Genomic DNA, 18,140 nt, shown 5'->3' on the forward strand with positions numbered 1-18,140 from the left:
GTCCGGCCGCTCCGAACGGCCGGACGCGAACCGGTCTGCTGTCCACGGATTCGCCCCGATGCGCTACCGCCCCACCCGGATGCGCAGCATATGGTGTGCCCCGCGCTGGAACCGGTAGGCGACCTCCCGCAGTTCGGTGCGGTGCCCGCGGCCGTGCAAGTCGTCGCGCAGCCGGTCGAGGAAGCCGACCGGCTCCCCGGTCGCCTGCACCACCAGCGGATACACCCGCACCTCGCCGCGGCTGACCCGCAGCAGTTCCGTGAGCGCGCGCAGATGCCAGTCCGCGCCGAGCTGCTCCGCCCACGTGAACAGCAGATGCGAGCACAGCACCAGGTCGAAAGCGGCGGTGGCGAAAGGCAATTCGGGCAGCGCGCCCGCGACGTAGTGTGCCGGTCGCGCACGCAGATCCGCGAGGAAGCGCGCTCCCGCCACGTGACGCATTGTCCGGCGACTCTCGCGATGTCGCCGTACCACCCCCATTCGAAGCTCTCCGCGTGCGCATCGATCATCTCGTCCCCCCTCGCACAGCCCAGCTGACACACGCGCCTCGACCGCATCCGCCCCCGCCGCGTACACCGGATCGACCGCCACCACCCGCTGCCCGGTCTCGGCGGCGAAACTCGCCCCGCCCGCACAGCAATCCAGCACCCACCCGTCCAGATCCGTCGCGGACAGATCGAACATGGCGCGGTACTCGGCCGCGGAACGTGAGGTCACCAGCATGGGTGCAGAGACTGTCAGGCGGCACCCCGCCGAGTCCACCGGATTCGGGTCCGCCCACTGGCGCCGCGGGTAGTCGACAGCGGGCCGTGCCGCGCGTTGGCTGCCGAATTCTCAGCGCTGTCGCAGCATGCGGCCCGCCGCGTCGACGGCCGGGCCGGAGCTGTTGGCGTCGTGGACGAAGACGGCGAAAGCGAGGTCGCCGTCGATGCCGACGAACCAGCCGTGGGCGTGGGTGTCGTCGATGAATTCGGCGGTGCCGGTCTTGCCGAGCAGGCCGGGGATGTCGCGGAGTTGGGTGGCGGTGCCGTCGGTGATCGTCTCGCGCATCATGGTTCTCACCTGGTCGGCGATACCGGGGGGCAGTGCGGGCGGGGTGCGGTCGGGGGTGCCGGGCTGTCCCGCGACCAGGGTGGGTGCGGGGACGGAACCGTGGGCGAGGGAGGCGGCGACCAGGGCCATGCCGAAGGGGGAGGCGGTGACCTTGCCCTGGCCGATCCCCTCCTCGACGCGCAGGGCGGGGGTGTCGGCGGTGGGGACCGAGCCGGTGACGGTGGTCAGGCCGGGGGTGACGTAGTCGATGCCCAGGCCCAGTTGGGCGGCGGCGTCGGTGAGGGCGGCCGGGGGCAGGTCGACGGCCAGGCGGCCCATGGTGGTGTTGCAGGAGCGGGCGAAGGCGGTGTGCAGCGGGACCTCGCCGAGGTCGAAGTTGTTGTCGTTGGGGATGCGGCGGCCCTCGATATTCGCCGAACCCGGGCAGGCGACAATGCTGTCGGGGGTCACCGACCCGGCCTGCAACGCCGCGGACACCGTCACCGTCTTGAAGGTGGAGCCGGGCGGGTACAGGCCGGTCAGCGCGATCGGCCCTTCGGCGTCGGCGGCCGAATTCTGTGCCACGGCAACCACATTCCCGGTGGAGGGCTGCAAGGCGACGATGGTGGCCGGTTGGGCGATGGGCGTGAGCGCGGCCTCCGCCGCACGTTGCAGACCGAGATCGAGGGTGGTGCGGATATCGGTGGTGGGCTGGGGGTCGCGGCCCGCGACCCGCTCGGTGCCCTGCTCGGTGCGGGCGCGCACCGCCCAGCCCGCGGCGGCGGCGGCCTGCTGCTGCCACAGCTCCGACAGTCCGGACAGGGTGGGGGAGGCGAGTTCCCGGTCGGTGGTCAGCAGGCGGGTCTGCGGTGCCAGCGTGACATTCGGCAGGGCTGTGAGCGCATCCCGGATCGGGGCGATATCGGATTCCCGCAAGGTGATCGCCGTGACCGTCTTGCCTGGTGCCGCATCGAGTTCCGCTTGCAGTGACGCCGCGGTGATGCTGGGGGCGATGGGGGAGAGCAGATTCGCCACGGCGGCGGTGTCGACGCCGGGCGCGAGGTTCACCAGGGTCACCACCTGCTGTGTCATGAGTTCACCGCCGGTGCTGTCGAGCACCCGCGCGGGATCGGAGTAGACCGGGCTGTAGCTCAGCGGTCCGGTGTCCAGCCCCGGAGCGACGGCGGCCGGATCCCAGGTGACCTCGAATCCGTCGCCGGTATCGGCGGCCTTGCCGGTGGTGGTGTAACTCCACTCGTTCGCGCCGTCGGCGCCGAGCTTCCAGGTCGCGGCGAGCGTGAACGTCCCCGCGTCCTTGTCCACCCCGCGCACCTCGAACCGCACATCGGTGCCCAGCCCGTCGTAGAGCGCGCCGAGGGTGGCGACGGCCTGTGTCGGATCGGTGGTGACGGCGGCCGCCGCGCTCGGATCGTCATTGGTGAGCGCGTCGGCGAAGCTGGTGGCGACGGAGGTCATCCGTTCGGTGGTGTCGTCGTCGAAGAGTCCGCATCCGGTCAGCGTCATGGTGGGGACGGCGAACAGCGCGAGTAGTCGTGTCCTGGTACGCACCGAGCCGACCCTACCCGCCGCCACCGGCCGAACCGGGCAGGCCGCGTCCGGAATCGGCTACCGGTGAGTGTCGCCGGCTTGCGCCGCGCAATCGTCGTCGACGTTCAAGCGCGTCCCTTGGGCCAGCAGTTTCGTCGCGGTGAGTCCGAACATGGCGTGGAAGGCGTCGCTGAAAGATCTGATCTCCCGCCTGGTCGATGGCCCCGCACCCCGCTTTCCCAGCTGGCTGTTCTTCTGGATCGAAGCCATCGCTGCGGCAGCACTGCTCGCGAGCGTCTAGGGCGTGCGCGCCGGTATTCCCAATGGCGGGAGGTTATTACACTGCCTGGCATGATCGGAACACGCACATGTGTCGGTGGCCGCCGACCCGGGCTCGCGGCCCAGCGGTGACCGAGTCGCGGCGTTCACGCTTCGGGCGGGGTTCCGTGTGTTCATCAGCAGCGTCCTGATCGATCTGTGCAGGGGAATTCGCGATCGTGTGGTGAAACTCAGTGCAGCCGGAGACGCCGTGGCGGGCGCATCGCGACAGGTCGGTGGCGACGGGGCCCACGACGCGGTCGAAGGTTTCGTGCGCGAGGACGGCGAACTCGGGCGGATGGTCGGGGCGACCGGAAAAGAGGACAGCGAGGCGTCCGCGGCAGCGCCGGAAACACCGGACGGAAGCGAATCCGCATCCCACTATTCGGTACCCGGGAGCATTGTCCGGGGCCGTGACCTCATCGACGATCTCGACTATCGCGCCCTCGACGGCGCGGGGTACGGCATCAACAGCGCCGGGCGCGCGTTGGGTGAGATAAACCGGCTCCAAGGGTTCGACGGTCTGCCCACCGTGGTGTCCTACGAGGAGATCGACAGGATCGTCGCCGCGGGAGGCGTCCGGCTGTACCGCGGCGTGTCGGAAACACGTTATGCGGCGGAGTTCAAGTCGGGTCCGTACTTTCCCGGCACCGGACAATACGGGGAGGGGACCTATGCGACACCGGACGATGGACTGGCGCTGCATTATGCCGACTATGATTCGGAGAAATTGTTGCGAATGGTGCTGAAGCCTGATGCGAAGGTAGTGGACTATCTCGACCTGTACCACGAGCAGCAGGCGGAATTGAGCTCGATCAGTGAACGTTTGGCGGAGATTCGCCGTGGGGAGCCATCGCCCGAACGGTCGGAAAGGGAAGAGGAGCTCGAATCACGCTATTGGCAGGTCTACGATCGCGGCAAGTTCGCCGCTATCAAAGGCTACGATGCTTTTGCTGTCGGTGGCACCGAGGAGGCGGGTATGCCCCGGGAATGGATCATCCTGAATCGCACAGCACTGGCTGTGGCGCGATAGCCCGGATACGAGACACCAGTCTCTACTCGCTGTTCTTACGCGCCTTGCTCGGCTGCACGCGCGGTGGTTCGTTGGGCATCTTCGGGTAGACCGGGGGCCAGGGTGCGTCCATGAGACCGTCGGCCATATCGCGGTCGGACATCTCGAGCAGTGGGGTGAGGGATTGGGGGACGCGGTCGGCCCAGGGGTCGCCGAATCGGGCGACGCGGTCGGGGACGGTGGCGATGGTGAGGTCGTCGGGGACGATGGTGTCCAGGTCGGACCAGGCGATGGGGGTGGAGACCTGGGCGCCGACCTTGGGGCGTACGCACCAGGCACCGAAAACCGTTTTGTGCGGGGCGTTCTGGTTGAAATCGACGAAGACGCGGCTGCCGCGTTCTTCCTTCCACCACTGGGCGGTGATGCGGTCGGGGTGGCGGCGTTCCAGTTCGCGGGCCAGCGCGACGGCGGCGGCGCGCACCTGGTAGCCGTCCCAGCGCGGTTCGAGCAGGGCGTAGAGGTGCAGGCCGCGGGAGCCGGAGGTTTTGACGCGCACGTCGATGCCGATTTCCTCGCACAGTTCGCGGGTGAGCTGTGCGGCGGCGCGCAGATCGTCGAAACCGATGCCGGGGGAGGGATCGAGGTCGATGCGCAGTTCGTCGGTGACGCCGGTGGGCGGCAGTTCGTTGCCGTCGGCGTCGAAGACCGGGGGTGCGGTGCTCTCCGCCTCCGCGCCCGCGTGCGTGGGCCACACGTGGAAGCCCAGGCAGCCCAGATTGACCGCCCACAGGATATGGGCGAGGTCGGCGGCGACCAGGGCGTCGCTGGTGGTGCCGTTGGGGGTGGACACCACGGTCGTCCGCAGCCAGTCCGGCACCGAGGCGGGCACCCGCTTCTGGAACCAGGATTTGCCGCTCGCCCCGTCCGGGTACCGCTCCAGCAGCACCGGCCGGTCCTTGATGGTGTTCATGATCGGTTCGGCGACGGCCTGGTAGTAGCGCACCAGGTCGAGTTTGGTGTCGCCGCGCTTGCTGAAGTAGATCTTGTCCGGATTGGAGATGGTGACGGTGTGCCCGTTCGCCTCGATCTCGACGGAACCGCTCACGACCGTTCTCCCTTGCCGGCTTTCGCTTCGGTGAAGATATCTGCCAGTTCGGCGGGCGCGACCTCGTCGAGCTGGGCGTAGGTGCACGATTGCGGCGTGCGGTCGGTGCGGAAGCGCACCAGCCGCCCGCCGTGGCGCAGCCGCCCGGACATGACGTGCTCGTAGCGCACCTCGCCGACCAGTTCGGGGCGCAGCGGCTCCCAGGACAGGTCCTTGCCGCCGGTCCAGCGGCTGACCCCGCCCGGCATCTTGCCCTCGGCCTTGGCCTGCGCGGCGGCGTCGGCCCAATCCCGCCACGGATGGTTCTCCAGGGCGTTGGTGCGCAGCGGTTCCAGTTCGGTCACCAGTTCCTTGCGGCGTGCGGCGGTGAAACTGCTGGCCACGCCGACGTGATGGAGGCTGCCGTCGTCGTCGAACAGGCCGAGCAGCAGCGAGCCGACGCCTTCGCCGTCCTTGTGCCAGCGGAATCCGGCGATCACGCAGTCGGCGGTGCGTTCGTGCTTGACCTTCAGCATGACGCGCTTGTCCTGGAGGTACGGCAGATCCTTGGCCTTGACCATCACCCCGTCGAAGCCCGCGCCCTCGAATCGGGTGAACCAGTCCCGCGCCTGTGCCGGATCGTCGCTGATGGGGGTGAGGTGGGTGCGGGAGAACTCGCCGTCGAGCACGGTCTCCAGCAGTGCCCGCCGCTGTTCGAACGGTTCCTCGGTCAGATCCCGGTCCCCGAGCGCCAGCAGGTCGAAGCCGACGAAACTGGCCGGGGTCTCCGCCGCCAGCTTGTTCACCCGCGACGCCGCCGGATGCAGCCGCTGTTGCAGCGTGTCGAAGTCCAGGCCGTGTTCGGTGACCACCACGATCTCACCGTCGACCACGCACTTCTCCGGCAGTGCCGCGGCCAGCAGTTCCACCAGTTCGGGGAAGTAGCGGGTGAGCGGGCGGTCGTTGCGGGAGCCGAGTTCGATCTCGGGTCCGTCGCGGAAGACGATACAGCGGAAACCATCCCATTTGGGCTCGAACAGCAGTCCGGGCTCCTCCGGAATGGCGGACACCGATTTCGCCAGCATCGGTTTGACCGGCGGCATGACGGGCAGATCCACGCGACCTCCTCGGATTACCTACCCAGGTAGACGCCGCGCCCGATCGAAACTCATCGGTCGGATACGGCGACTCCCCAAGATCGTAAGGCCGTACCGGTCAGTTTTTCGAGACCGGCGTGCCCTCAGCCGTCGATCCACCCGTGCTGTTCGGCGAAGGCGGTCAGGCGCTCGCGGATGGTCAATATCTCCCCGGCGGTCAGGGCCGGGCTGGCGTCGAGCAGCAGTTCGGTGATGAGCCGCCGGTGCTCCTCGGCGCTGAGTGGCCCGGCCGTCCGCTCGCCGCGCTCCTTGTTCTTGTGCCGCACCGGCCCCGTCCCCCCGACCAGTGCCAGGTTGATCGCCTTCGGCCCCCGGTCACCTTCGGTCACGTCGAATTCGAATACCCGCCCCTGACGTAGCTCGTCCTCGTCCAGGCCGATGTCGTTGACATGGACGAAAACGTCCGGGCCACCGTCTTCGGGGCGTATGAATCCGAACCCCCGTGAACTGTCGAAAGACACCAATTTCCCGATGGACACCAACACCTGCTCCTCGTCGCCGCGTCCCTCTGCGGTCACTGTAACCCGCGAACTGTCCGATGTCGGATGAAAGGGATTAATTTCGGTTGCCGCACACCGCTGAACCCCGCTGCCGCCGCGGATCTCGGACTTGGGTCGGCGGCCACTCGTAGGATGCTCAGTCCGATTGGTGCGCAGCGGGTTTCATGCCATCGCGCACGGGGCGGAGTCCGGTTGCGGTGTGCGCGAGTGGATTGCGTGTCCGGGGGTCGTCGTCGGCCCGATCCCCCGGAATCCGCCTTCCCACCCGTGGTGATATCGCAGTCTCCGGCCCGACCGGGCCACAGAGAGGGCCGGGCACCGCCTCGCTGCGGACGGCCTCGAGATACCGCCGACACCCCGCTGCTGATCTGCGGAGGGGGCGGGAACCGGCCGGTCCCGAAATCATGGCCCACTCAGCTGGTCCAGGGTGCGCCAGCCGACGCTGGTCACATGAGGTTCCAGGCTCAGGCGGCTGACCGCGGACTCCATCTGCCGGTCGTCGCGGCGGTCGGAGACCAGTTCGGCGCGCACCTCCACCGTGCCCGAGCCGATGTCGGCGCTGGCGACCGACACCAGCTGGAAATCGGTGCGGGTCAGCGACTGCACCAGCAGCGCGCGGGTGTGCGCCTCGTGCGCGTCGTCGGTGCAGGCGACGAACGAGTACCGGGTGTGCTGTTCGTCGCCTGCCTCCGGGCGGCGGTCCACCCGGCGACCGGCGGCCCGCAGCGCGGTATTGACCACGACCACCACGACCGTGCCCGCCAGCGCCGTGGGCAGCATGCCCGCACCGGCCAGCGCGCCGATCGCGGCCGAACACCACAGCGTGGCGGCGGTATTGAGGCCGCGCACGTTGAACCCGTCGCGCAGGATGACGCCCGCGCCGAGGAATCCGATGCCCGAAACGATCTGTGCCGCGACGCGGGTCGGGTCGGCGGTACCGCCGCTGAAGCCGTGGGCCGACAGCAGCACGAACAGCGTCGCCCCGGCGGCGACCAGCGCGTTCGTCCGCAGTCCGGCCATGCGCGCCCGATACTGCCGCTCGAATCCGATCACCGCGCCCAAGCTCACCCCGGCCAGCAGCCGGATGAGCATTTCCACCATGGTCATGACGCACTCCCGAGAAAGGTCGGCGCACCGCGCGCTACCGGGAGGGCGGAATCCTCCGAACGAGAGCGGGTGGGACACCGAAAAACCGTGTGGCCAGCTGTCGACTCCGATATCGATCACGTCCACCAGGCACGTCCACCACCTCCTTCCTCGTCGGACCTTCGGCACTTCGCGGTGTGACCCGTCCGGGCACCTCGCCCCAGCGAGTAAACACCCGGCAACCCGGTTTCGCCACCGGATGTGCGCGGCGCGACATCCGGGTGCGGCGACGAACTCGGCTGCCCTCGTGATCGAGATCGGCTCGCGCGCGAAGATGTTGGCGGCGCCGCCGGCGGACGTCTGGGATTCGCTCGCGCGGCCCAGGCGGCCGCGGGCGCGACCGTGGCTGGTATTACTCGCGGATGAGGTCGAACCGCAGATCCTGACGGGAGAAGCCGCATCGCCTCGTCTGGTCCTCGTTGTGGCCCACTCGGCCCGACGACCGCATCGAGTTCGCACTGACCGCGGTCCGCGGGGAGACCCTGCTCGGGTTCACCCTGCGCACCCCGGCGTCGGCTCCCGACGAGAGCAAGGCCGGGCACCTGCGGCGGCGGCTCAACCGGTTGCTGTTCGCCGACCTGCGCTACTCCTACGGCCAGTAGCCTTCGGCGGCATCAGTTCTCGCAGGCGACACCGTCGCCGTCGCGGTCGAGGCCGGAACGGTATCCGGGATCGCCGCGGTGCAGTGGGGCCGCGCCGGCGGCTCGGGCGGCGGCGCAGCTGCGGTAGTAGGCCGAGGGGGCCTCGGGCGTGGGGACGGCCGGGGCGCGCACGGTGGGTATATCGGGCGCGGGGGCCGGTGGTGGCGGCGCGAGGGTTGTCGTCGAGGTCGGCGCGGCGGTGGTGGTCGCGATCGGCGGCGGCGGTGCGATGGCCGAAAGGGTCGTCGATGGAGTGGTGGTCGCCCTCGGCTGTGTTGTCGTCGAGTGCGCCACAGTGGGTTTCGGGTCCGGCGCGGTCTCGGAGCCGCAGCCCGACAGCAGGGCGGCAATGAGGGCGGCGGGCAGCACGAGATGCCGGATGGTCAACGTGGATATCCCTGAAAGTGTGGGAGAGAGGTTGGGCGCGACTAGGAGGCGGCGGAGTCTCGCCTCCTGGTCGCGTGATCCGAGACGCTTCCAGGAATCGGGGGTGGGCACAATGGGCGGGGGTGGGATTGGCGCGCGAGGTCATAGCGGGATTCGGCGTGGTGGCGGTGAAACACGCGCTACCAGCGGTATCGGACCGGGTCCGAAATGCCCGAATTCGCACAATTCGTCATGATCATTTCGGCGTCGAAGGGTCGTCGAATGATCTTGTCCGTCCGGCTGATCCGGGGCGAAGGGCCATTCCTCGAAGCGGCCACACCGACCGGTGTGGTCGAAGCGCAGCACCCACAGGTCGCGCCAGGAAGCCGGGGACTCGCCCAGGTACTCCACGCCGACGCGCGCCACGGCGGTGTCACCGTCCACGGCGATCACCTCGGCGGTCATGGTGAAGGGTTCGTCGGGGCCGTCGCGGCCCGCTTCCCAGAAGGCGGCGATCGCCGCGTGGCCGGTGATCGGCGTCGCCCACGGGGAGACGTAGTATTCGGCCGCGTCCGCGAACAGCTCGCTGACGGCCGCGGTTCCCGTTGTGCGCCAAGCCAGTTCGTAACCGTCGATCCACTTCTGCACTGCCGCGCGGTCCATGTCCGCGACGCTACGCCCTCGGCGCGCGGCGTGGGCCGGTTCTAGCCGCGGTACATGCGCCGGTAGGCCCCGATCGTCTCCACCAGATGGTCGACGATCTGCTCGCGGCTGGCGCGCAAGGTGCCGTTCAACCACGCCGAGAACATGCCCGCATTGCCGCTGGCCATGGTCACCGCGGCCAGTCGACGGCGCACCGGATCCTCGATATGGCTGAACAGATGGTCCTGGATGAGCCGGGTGAAGGCGGGCATGACCGAGATGGTGGTCGCGCCCAGCCCGGTGCTCGAGTACGGCTCGACGAGGAACAGCCGGGACTTGCGCGGATCCTGGAGCACCCTGTCCACCAGCACCTCCGACAGGGCCCGGTCGCGGGCCGGATCGTCGGCCACCGCGTAGGCGGTCATCGGCTCGAGGAATTCGTCGGCGATCTGGCGGTACAGCACGTCGAGCAATTCGTCTCGGCTGCTGAAGGATTCGTAGAAGTAGCGGTCGGTGAGATTGGCCTTCCGGCACACGGCGCGCATGGTGACCGCGCCCGCCCCGGATTCGCCGATCAGATCGAGAGCGGCGTCCAGGAGCGCGGCGCGGCGCGCCTCACGGCGTTCGGTGAGGGTCGTGCCACCCCAGAGTCGGGGCTCGGCGTCGGAGGGTTGCTGACCTGTCTGCACCGGGAACAGCGTAGTGCCCGAGGCGGACGGTCCGCGTCCGCCCGGTGCGCGGGAACCGTCGTGCCCGCTCGGCGGCACTACCCGAGCAGCTCGTCCACGTAGCACCAGCGCCAGCTCTCACCCGGTTCCACGCTGCGCATCACCGGATGCCGGGTGGTCTGGAAATGTTCGACGGCGTGATTGCCCGGCGAGGACTCGCAGCAGGCGATATGCCCGCAGGCCAGGCACATGCGCAGATGCACCCACACCAGTCCCGCGGCGACGCATTCGGCACAGCTGTCGGGGGTGTCGGGCCGGGCGGTCGCCGGGGCGTCGCGCAGGTGCTCGCAGTCGCCGCCGACCACCCCGGCCAGTGTGGTGTCCGCGATGTCGTCCTCGGCCTCGGTGACGCGGACCAGCGTGGACTCCTCCATGTCCAGCAGTGCCATCACGTGCTGGAGCACCTCGTGATCGAGGGTGCCGGTGTCGCGCACCCGCAGCACCACGTCGCGTTCGGCGGCCAGCATGACCAGCCGCAGCCGCCGATACTCCCCGCCGGGGGTCACGCGGTCGGATTCGGAACGGCCCAGCAGCTCCCACGCCGCCCGCGCCCGCTGGTCGGCCTGTCCGCGCAGCGCCGCCACGATCTGGACCGGTGTGGCGTCGGTGACGTGCTCGTCGAGCGCGGTGAGCCCGGCCGAGGTCGCCTGTTGCAGCAGCGCCGCCTCCTGGAGCCGGTCCTCGGCGCGGCTGGGGCCGCGCAGCCGCAGCGCGCGCACCACCCAGGGCAGCGAAACCCCTTGCAGCAGCAGCGTTCCGCCCACCACGACCAGCGCGAGCAGGCGCAGGGTCGCCAGTTCCGGGGTGTCGGCGGGCAACAGCATGGCGGCGGCCAGCGTCACCACGCCGCGCATTCCCGCCCACGACACCACGGCCGCGCCGGTCGGCTGCGGCTTGGGTGTGCCGCGCCGCCTGCCCTCCATCCACCAGGCGACGTAGGTGGCCGGGAAGACCCAGACCGGTCGGGCGAGGATCACCGTCGCCAGTACCCCCGCGCACGCGATGAGCAGGGTGTCGTGCGGAAGCCCGCTGTTCCAGGCGTCCTCCACGATATGACGCACCTGCAATCCGATGAGCAGGAACACCCCGCTCTCCAGAATGAACTGGATGGTGCGCCAGTTGGTGCGCTCGGCGATCCGGGAGGCCGCGCTCTGCCACACCGGTGCACCGTGCCCGAGGATGAGGCCGCAGGTGACCACCGCGATCACGCCGGAGGAGTGCACCGCCTCCGCGGGCAGGTACGCCGCGAACGGCGCCAGCAGCGACAGGCTGGTGTCGAGCACCGGGTCGGTGATGCGTCGGCGCAGGAAAGCCAGCACCGCCGCGGCGACCAGGCCGATCACCGCGCCCCCGCCCGCGGCCAGCAGGAAGTCGGCCCCCGCCTCCCACAGGCTCACCGCCCCGGCCATGGCCGCGATGGCGGTGCGCAGTGTCACCAGCGCGGTGGCGTCGTTGAACAGCGATTCACCCTCGAGCAGGGTCACGATGCGCCGCGGCATCCCCACCCGGCGCGCGATGGCGGTGGCCGCGACCGCGTCCGGCGGCGCCACCACCGCCCCGATGGCCACCGCCGCCGCGAACGGCACCGGCAGCAGTAGCATCACCACCCCGGCCACCGCGAACGTCGTGAACAGCACCAACCCCACCGACAGCAGCGTGATCGACACCTTCTTGGGCCGAAAGTCGATGAGCGAGGTGCTGATCGCGGTCGTGTACAGCAGCGGCGGCAGCAACCCGAGCAACACCAGCTCCGGATCCAGCCCCACCTCGGGAATGAACGGCAGATACGACGCCACCACCCCGGCCACCGTCAACATCAGCGGCTCGGCCACCCCGATCCGGCGCGCGCAGGCGGCCAGCGCCACCGCCACCGCGATCAACCCGACCAGTCCGAACGCCAACTCCACGCGAATATCCTGCCAGCCGCGCCGCCCGTGCCCGTGCAGCCCGCCACCCCGTCGGCCCGGCGCGTCAGCGCCGCCGGTGGCGTACACGGGGTCGCCCGACAGCGGGACCACGGAACGGTGAGCCGGTGCGGCGTCGTCAGGTATCCAGTCTCGGTGCCGACTCCATCGGTTTGCCGCTGTCCCGCCAGGCGGTGACACCGCCCGCCAGGCTGCTGGCGTCGTAGCCCGCGCGGCGGGCCAGGGCGGCGTAGTGGCGGGAGACCTCGCCGATGGGGCAGAGGAAGACCAGGGGGCGGGAGCGGGGGAAGGGGACGGTGTGGGTGAGCATGTCGTCGAGCTGGTCGTCGCGGATGTTGATGGCCCCGGGGACGTGGGCGATGCGGTAGGCCATGGCGCCGCGGGTGTCGACGAGGGTGGGGCGGGCGGTGCGGTCGAGCTCTTCCAGTGCGCCGGGGGTGAGGGTGGGGGTGGCGGTCAGTTCCTCCGGGGTGGGCGGGGTGCGGTGGCGGGCGGGTGCGCCGAACAGGTCGGGGCGGCGTTTGCGGATGTAGGACAGATACGGTTCGAGGCGGTCGCAGACGATGAAGACGGCCACGGTGCGGCGCGCGGTGTCGACCGGGTGGTCGCGCAATGCGTCCAGGGCCGCCGTGTAGGCCGCGCCGCTGGTGGGTCCGGCCAGGACGCCGTGTTCGGTGGCCAGGGCGAGGGTTCCGGTGATGGCGCCGGCGGAGTCGACGGGCACGATGCGGTCGTAGAACTCGGGCCGGAACAGGCCCACATCCCACATCTCGGTCTCGGAGCGGATTCCGGGGATGAAGTCACCGCGCTCGGAGACCACCGCGATGGTGCGCAGTTCCGGATTGTGCTCGAGCAGGTAGCTGGCCGCGCCCCGGGTGGAGCCGGTGGTGCCGAGCCCGCCGATCAGATAGTCCACCCGGGTGATGCCGTCGCGGGTGAGGTCGTCGTGTATCTCGCGCCCGGTGCCCCGGTAGTGCGCCTCGATATTCTTCTCGCTGGTGTACTGCGACGGATGATGGTACGCGCCGGGCGCTTTCGCCATGGTCGCCTCGATCACCGAGTACACGTCGTTGGGTGCGGTCGGGTCGGGGCACTCCGACAGGCCGGGCAGTTCCTCGATCTCGGTGCCGAACAGCCGCAGCAGCTCCCGCACCTCGTCGACCTTGATCCGGTTGGTGACCGCCCGCAGCCCGACCCCGTGCACCGCCCCGAGTATCCGCAGCGCCTTGGCGGTATTGCCGCTGGACGCCTCGATGAGGCTCTGCCCGCGCGCCACGATCTCGTCGAGTTCGTCGCGGATCATGCCCCACGCCACCCGGTCCTTCACGGACCCGAAGGGGTTGCAGGACTCCAGTTTCGCGTACAGCTCCACATGCTCGAGCCCGTGCACGGCGGGATCGAGCCGCAGCAGCGGCGTATTGCCGATGAGTTCGGTGATGTGGTCGTAGCGCATCACGCCTCCCGCGGTCCGGCGACCGGCACGGGTTCGTACTCCTCGTCCCGGCACACCCGGAACCCGTCACCCTGCTGCGCGACAGCGAGTTTCGGCGGTCTCGGATGCATGGAAGCGGTCGCCGCCGACAGATCCATGTGATAGGCCCCGGTATTCGGGAACACGATCACATCGCCCGGCCGCGGCCGCCGGGGCAGCCACACCTTGTGATTGGTGATGAGGTCGCGCTCCAGGCACAGCCGTCCGGCCAGGAACACCCCCACCGGTGCGTCGCCGGAATCCGGTCCGGGCGCGGGACTGCCGGGCAGCAGCACCGGATCCACCATCACCTCCTGATCGGCGGGTGTGACGGTGTCGCGGCTGACGTCGAGATTCACCAGGGTCGTATCCGCGGCCACATCCTTGACGAACTCCACTCGGGCCGCGGTGATTCCGGCATGATCGACCAGCGCCTTGCCCGGCTCCAACCAGATGTCGAGCAGATTCTCCGCCGCCAGCCGCGCCATCGCGCGGCCACCGTGCTGTTCGAGTTCCGCGCCGAGCAGATCGGTGAGCATCACGGTCGCGGGCACGGTATTGGCGTACTTGTGGAACACCGGCGTCCCGTGCACGGCGCCGCCGTCCAGATGGAAACCGAAGGTGTTGCCGCCCCAGGTCATCGCCTCACCGCGCCCGAGCAACCCCGACCGCAACGCCACCACGTACCGGTCGAAGGCGTCGGCGTCGGCGGTGAACACCTGTCGGAAGCCGCCGCCGATATTCAGGATCGTCGGCACGAGTCCGCATTCGTAGGCGCGTTCGGTGAGCGCCAGGCAGGCCTCCACCGCCCGCACCCGTTCGGCGGGCTCCCCGGAGTCGATGTGAAAGGCGAAGCCCTGGAAGGCGATCCGGTCCCGATGCGCCGCCAGCAGCGCGAGCGCCTCCTCGGCCTGCCACAGCGGCACCCCGAACCGGCTCACCGGCGTCGCCGGGAAGCCGGACATGCGCAGCAGCAGCGGCACCGGTTCGTCCGCCAGCTCCGCCAGCCGCCGCACCTCCCACAGGTTGTCGGCGTTGACGGTCACTCCGGTGCCCACCAGATTCCGCAGGAACGCTTCGCCCTTCGGACCGGTCACCTCGATGCGTTCCGGCGCGAACCCGGCACCAACCGCGCTCGCCAGTTCGGCCGCCGAGGCGACGTCGATGCCGATTCCGGCCCGTGCCGCGGTGCGAACGAAGGCCCGGGACTGATTCACCTTGTGCGCGTAGCAGATTCGGTAGCCGGACAAGTGCGCGTCGAGCACCTCCCGGAAGCGGCCGAGATTCTCGGCGAACACCTGCGGGAAGACCAGATGCGCGGGCGAGGAGAACCGCTCCAGCGCGGCGGTCACCGCCCCGGGCGCGTCGATGAACGCGCGGACCAGCGGGTGGATCTTGGGCGGCAGTGTGGGCGGTGTGGAAACCGTCATACGGCCGTTTCCGTGGTGGCCGGTGCCGGTGTCTCGACGGTGGGGTTGTATCCGCTGTCGCGCAGCGCCTCGAAGGCGCGGTGTCGATTGCGCGGGCTGCGGAAGTCGGCGAGCACCCGCTTGGACACCAGGTCGATGTCGTGCACGGCGATACTCATCGATTCCAGTGTGCCGGTGATGGTGCGCACGCAGTGCTGGCAGTTCATGTCCGGCACCCAGAACACCCGGTCCTCGGCGGACAGCTCCGCATCGCCGGCCTCGGCGTCCGCGGTCGTCTGCGCGATGGTGAGCCGGGAGACGATGGCGCAGAACAGTTCGGTGAACCGGTCCACCACCGTCGGCAGGATGCTGTAGTGCTCGCCGTCGATCTGATGCGGCATGGCGGCCAGGCAGGCCGGGCGCGTGCCGGGCGGCAGCAGCGCGTACTGGCGCGAGATGAGGTCGAGTTCGTCGTGGTACTTCTCGATGGCGGCCGCCACGCTCAAACCCTCGACGGTGGTGGCGCGCCGCATGATCCGGTGAGCGTCGGCGATGGTGGCGTCCTTCATGGCGCGCAGCGTGGCCACGGTGTCGGCCGAGTAGCGCACGGTGCCGTCGGGTTGCGCGGCCAGGGTCACCGCGATCATGCCGCGCCGGTAGGTCGACGCCTGCTGCTCCCAGTACCACCGGGTCGCGACCGCCCCGTAGATGCCGGAATCGCGCATGCCGACAGCGAATTCCACGGGCGTGCGGTAGGGCGTCCACCGCGCCAGCAGTGCGTGCTGCGCCAGTGCTCGCCCGGTGGCCTCGATGCCGACCCGGAAGATGTCGATGGGGTCGTGATCGGTGGTGGTGCCGACGAGGACCGCCCGGTCGCGCCCCGACAGCCGCGAGATCCGTTGTGCCAGTGCCTCATCGGCGGCAAGGGCGTGCCACAGCGTCAGTACCGTCTCCCGCATGGCGATGGGCACGATCGGCCCCAGCCCGCCGGAGTGGAAGTGACCGGTATTGGGGATCCCGTCGCTGTCGGTCCACGCGATGCGGTGTGTCGCCGAGGTGACTTGATCCGGACGGCACGGTTTCATGAACCGCCCCAGGTACAGCCGCTGTGACAGCGTCAGATGCGAGCCGGGCTCGGAACGCATCGGCGCGCAGGTGTATTCGATGCGCAGCCTCGGCGGCAACCCGGCGGTCTCGAACAGCCCCGGTCGGGCCAGCGCCGCGAGCACGCGGGAGGCCGCGCGGCGGTCGTAGCGGGGGTCGTGCCCGTTCATCGTCATCTGACCTCCGTGGCTATGGTGGCGACGCATTCGGTGAAGCGGTCGATTTCGTCGACGGTGGTGTAGACGTGCGCGCTGACGCGCACCGAATCCTCGTCCCGGCCGACGGTGTCGGCGGGTACACAGTGCGCGCCGGTGCGGACCAGGAAACCGTACTCGCTCAACACGAATCCCAGATCGGTGGCGGTGATCCCGGGCAGTGTGAACGACACTGTGCCGTAACCGGTTTCGCAGGGGGCGTGGGCGGGTCCGGGCAGGAATTCCAGATCGGGAATCGTGCGCAGGCCCACGATCAGGCGTTGGGTGAGCGCCCGGTTGTGGTCGGCGATGGCGTCGAGCCCGAATCCGTCGAGCACGTCCAGGGCCGCGCCGAGGGCGAGGATGCCCGGAATATTGTGGGTGCCGCCCTCGAGCAGCCGCGGCATCGCCCCCGACCGCAGCATCGCCTCGGTGTGCGGCTCGCCACCGTGTGGGAAGTCCAGCGCCACAGCGGAATTGCCGCCCGGCAGGAACGGCGTGAGTTCCTTGTGGCGGCGGCGTCGGCAGTACAGCACCCCGGTTCCCGGTGTGCCGAACATCTTGTGGGCCGAGAACACCGCGAAGTCGGCGTCCAACTCGGTGACGTCCACCGGTAGATGCCCGCCGCTCTGGCTGCAGTCGAAGCACAGCGCGATCTCCGGGTCGATGTGTCCGCGCAGCTCCTCCAGTGTGGTCAGAGCCCCGAAGACGTGATGCAGGTGCGCGACCGTGATGAGGCGCGTGCGCGGGGTGACGGCGGCGGCGAGCTGGTCGATATCGGCCTCCCCGAGCGCGGTCACCCGGTACGGCACCAGCCGGATCTCGCGCCCGAAGCCGCGCAGGAGTTGCCGAAGGTGGTGCCACGGGTACACATTCGAGCCGTGATCGCGCGGACTGTAGAGGATCTCGTCACCGTCGCGCAGGTTCGTCAGCGCCCAGGACAGCGCCACCGCGTTGAGCCCGGCCGTCGCCCCGCCGGTGAAGACCACCTCGTCGGGATGCGCGCCCAGGAATCCGGCCGTGCGTTCCCGCACCCGCTCCAGCTCCCGGGTGAGCATCGTGGCCCACGGATAGGTGCCGCGCCCGGCATTGGCGGTCTGCCGCGAGTGATACCGGTTGACGGCCTCGATGACCGGTCGCGGCTTCTGCGTGGTGGAAGCGCTGTCGAGGTAGACGACGGTATCGTCGAGGGCGGGGAACAGCTCCCGCGCACCCGGCAGCACGGTCTCCCGGGCAAGGTTCGGCCCGGCGGACGGAGACGCTGATGACCGCACCGTGCCGCTCCCTCCGAGGAGTACGCGCTTCGACGACACCCACGATACGCAACTTTCAGGTTGGACTCGAAGGTTCTCGCGGGCAAGCGCTTTCGCCGCGACCGTCTCGTTATGGCCGCGACGGAGCTGTTCAGCGCTCCGGACCGCCCGGATTGCACAGCGCGTTCACCGTCTCCTGGTAGCCGACGGCCGGTCGCCACGGCTCCAGGTTCCAGCTCGGCTTGTCGGGGTTCACCACCCGCGCCCACTCCCAGTGGCACCGGAATTGGTCCCACATACCGGGTGTGTCGGCGTCGGGGGACAGGGTGAGGATCTCCCGCCAGGCCCGATCGGCGGCCGTCGGGAACCGGTCGACGCGTCCCGCGTCGGTCGGGTAGACGAGCAGGCGGCGGCCGTCGACGGCGTCGGTCCACTCGGTGCGCTCGATGAGCGGCATCCCGGCGTACACATCGGGCGGCAGCGTGGTCGGGGCGGCGATATCGGCGGGGGAGGGTGCGGGCATCGCCTGCACCGGCGGGGCGGGCGGCTCGGAATGTGCTGCCGGTTCCAGCGAACCGATCACCACCGGCGCCGATTCCTGGGAAGCACC

Annotated in this window: 18 protein-coding genes; 3 read left to right on the forward strand and 15 right to left on the reverse strand. The window is 69.6% G+C overall.

Features of this window, described 5'->3' with window-relative positions; all coding sequences use genetic code 11:
- Positions 1–63 precede the first annotated feature (63 nt).
- Positions 64–723, reverse strand: a complete 660-nt coding sequence (locus QMO76_RS27465; RefSeq protein WP_306364228.1) for a methyltransferase domain-containing protein — start codon at positions 721–723, stop codon at positions 64–66.
- A 111-nt stretch (positions 724–834) separates the two neighbouring features.
- Positions 835–2,556: a penicillin-binding transpeptidase domain-containing protein gene (locus tag QMO76_RS27470; protein WP_306364269.1), complete on the reverse strand. Its 1,722-nt coding sequence runs from the start codon at positions 2,554–2,556 to the stop codon at positions 835–837.
- Between the two features lie 184 nt (positions 2,557–2,740).
- On the opposite strand from QMO76_RS27470, the gene QMO76_RS27475 reads away from it, so the two are divergent.
- Both QMO76_RS27475 and QMO76_RS27480 read left to right on the forward strand, forming a co-directional pair.
- The gene (locus tag QMO76_RS27475; protein WP_306364229.1) at positions 2,741–2,881 is read left to right on the forward strand and encodes a hypothetical protein; all 141 of its coding nucleotides are present in this window, start codon (positions 2,741–2,743) and stop codon (positions 2,879–2,881) included.
- A gap of 147 nt (positions 2,882–3,028) precedes the next feature.
- Positions 3,029–3,931: a hypothetical protein gene (locus QMO76_RS27480; protein ID WP_306364230.1), complete on the forward strand. Its 903-nt coding sequence runs from the start codon at positions 3,029–3,031 to the stop codon at positions 3,929–3,931.
- Positions 3,932–3,953: 22 nt separating this feature from the next.
- Here the strand turns inward: QMO76_RS27480 and QMO76_RS27485 are convergent, their stop codons facing one another.
- From QMO76_RS27485 to QMO76_RS27500, 4 genes are all read right to left on the reverse strand, one after another.
- A complete protein-coding gene (locus QMO76_RS27485; protein ID WP_306364231.1) occupies positions 3,954–5,015 on the reverse strand; it encodes a DNA polymerase domain-containing protein in 1,062 nt (353 codons plus the stop codon).
- The gene (locus QMO76_RS27490) at positions 5,012–6,112 is read right to left on the reverse strand and encodes an ATP-dependent DNA ligase (protein ID WP_306364232.1); all 1,101 of its coding nucleotides are present in this window, start codon (positions 6,110–6,112) and stop codon (positions 5,012–5,014) included. Before QMO76_RS27490 ends, QMO76_RS27485 begins: the two co-directional genes overlap by 4 nt.
- Before the next feature lie 122 nt (positions 6,113–6,234).
- Complete coding sequence (locus tag QMO76_RS27495; RefSeq protein ID WP_306364270.1) at positions 6,235–6,636, reverse strand: cold-shock protein; 402 nt, start codon at positions 6,634–6,636, stop codon at positions 6,235–6,237.
- A 417-nt stretch (positions 6,637–7,053) separates the two neighbouring features.
- A complete protein-coding gene (locus tag QMO76_RS27500; RefSeq protein ID WP_306364233.1) occupies positions 7,054–7,758 on the reverse strand; it encodes an MgtC/SapB family protein in 705 nt (234 codons plus the stop codon).
- A 458-nt stretch (positions 7,759–8,216) separates the two neighbouring features.
- Between QMO76_RS27500 and QMO76_RS27505 the strand changes: the two genes are divergently transcribed.
- Complete coding sequence (locus QMO76_RS27505; RefSeq protein WP_306364234.1) at positions 8,217–8,399, forward strand: hypothetical protein; 183 nt, start codon at positions 8,217–8,219, stop codon at positions 8,397–8,399.
- Positions 8,400–8,411: 12 nt separating this feature from the next.
- Here QMO76_RS27505 and QMO76_RS27510 read toward each other — a convergent pair whose 3' ends face one another.
- The 9 genes from QMO76_RS27510 to QMO76_RS27550 form a co-directional block, all read right to left on the reverse strand.
- The gene (locus QMO76_RS27510; protein ID WP_306364235.1) at positions 8,412–8,825 is read right to left on the reverse strand and encodes an excalibur calcium-binding domain-containing protein; all 414 of its coding nucleotides are present in this window, start codon (positions 8,823–8,825) and stop codon (positions 8,412–8,414) included.
- Positions 8,826–8,966: 141 nt separating this feature from the next.
- The gene (locus QMO76_RS27515; RefSeq protein WP_306364236.1) at positions 8,967–9,467 is read right to left on the reverse strand and encodes a nuclear transport factor 2 family protein; all 501 of its coding nucleotides are present in this window, start codon (positions 9,465–9,467) and stop codon (positions 8,967–8,969) included.
- Between the two features lie 41 nt (positions 9,468–9,508).
- Positions 9,509–10,135: a TetR/AcrR family transcriptional regulator gene (locus QMO76_RS27520; RefSeq protein ID WP_306364237.1), complete on the reverse strand. Its 627-nt coding sequence runs from the start codon at positions 10,133–10,135 to the stop codon at positions 9,509–9,511.
- A 77-nt stretch (positions 10,136–10,212) separates the two neighbouring features.
- Positions 10,213–12,081, reverse strand: coding sequence for a Na+/H+ antiporter (locus QMO76_RS27525; RefSeq protein WP_306364238.1), 1,869 nt, complete (start codon positions 12,079–12,081; stop codon positions 10,213–10,215).
- A gap of 136 nt (positions 12,082–12,217) precedes the next feature.
- The gene (locus QMO76_RS27530) at positions 12,218–13,552 is read right to left on the reverse strand and encodes a pyridoxal-phosphate dependent enzyme (RefSeq protein ID WP_306364239.1); all 1,335 of its coding nucleotides are present in this window, start codon (positions 13,550–13,552) and stop codon (positions 12,218–12,220) included.
- Positions 13,552–15,000 (reverse strand): decarboxylase, encoded by a 1,449-nt coding sequence (locus tag QMO76_RS27535; RefSeq protein WP_306364240.1) that lies wholly within the window; start codon positions 14,998–15,000, stop codon positions 13,552–13,554. The genes QMO76_RS27530 and QMO76_RS27535 overlap by 1 nt, the downstream gene beginning before the upstream one ends.
- The gene (locus QMO76_RS27540; protein WP_306364241.1) at positions 14,997–16,259 is read right to left on the reverse strand and encodes a heavy-metal-associated domain-containing protein; all 1,263 of its coding nucleotides are present in this window, start codon (positions 16,257–16,259) and stop codon (positions 14,997–14,999) included. Before QMO76_RS27540 ends, QMO76_RS27535 begins: the two co-directional genes overlap by 4 nt.
- Entirely contained in the window at positions 16,256–17,551 is a 1,296-nt protein-coding gene (locus QMO76_RS27545) for an aminotransferase class V-fold PLP-dependent enzyme (RefSeq protein WP_306364242.1), read from the reverse strand. Before QMO76_RS27545 ends, QMO76_RS27540 begins: the two co-directional genes overlap by 4 nt.
- A 130-nt stretch (positions 17,552–17,681) precedes the next feature.
- Positions 17,682–18,116, reverse strand: a complete 435-nt coding sequence (locus tag QMO76_RS27550; protein WP_306364243.1) for a DUF2599 domain-containing protein — start codon at positions 18,114–18,116, stop codon at positions 17,682–17,684.
- Positions 18,117–18,140 lie beyond the last annotated feature (24 nt).

It is taken from the genome of Nocardia sp. CC227C (assembly GCF_030767025.1).
GTDB lineage: Bacteria > Actinomycetota > Actinomycetes > Mycobacteriales > Mycobacteriaceae > Nocardia.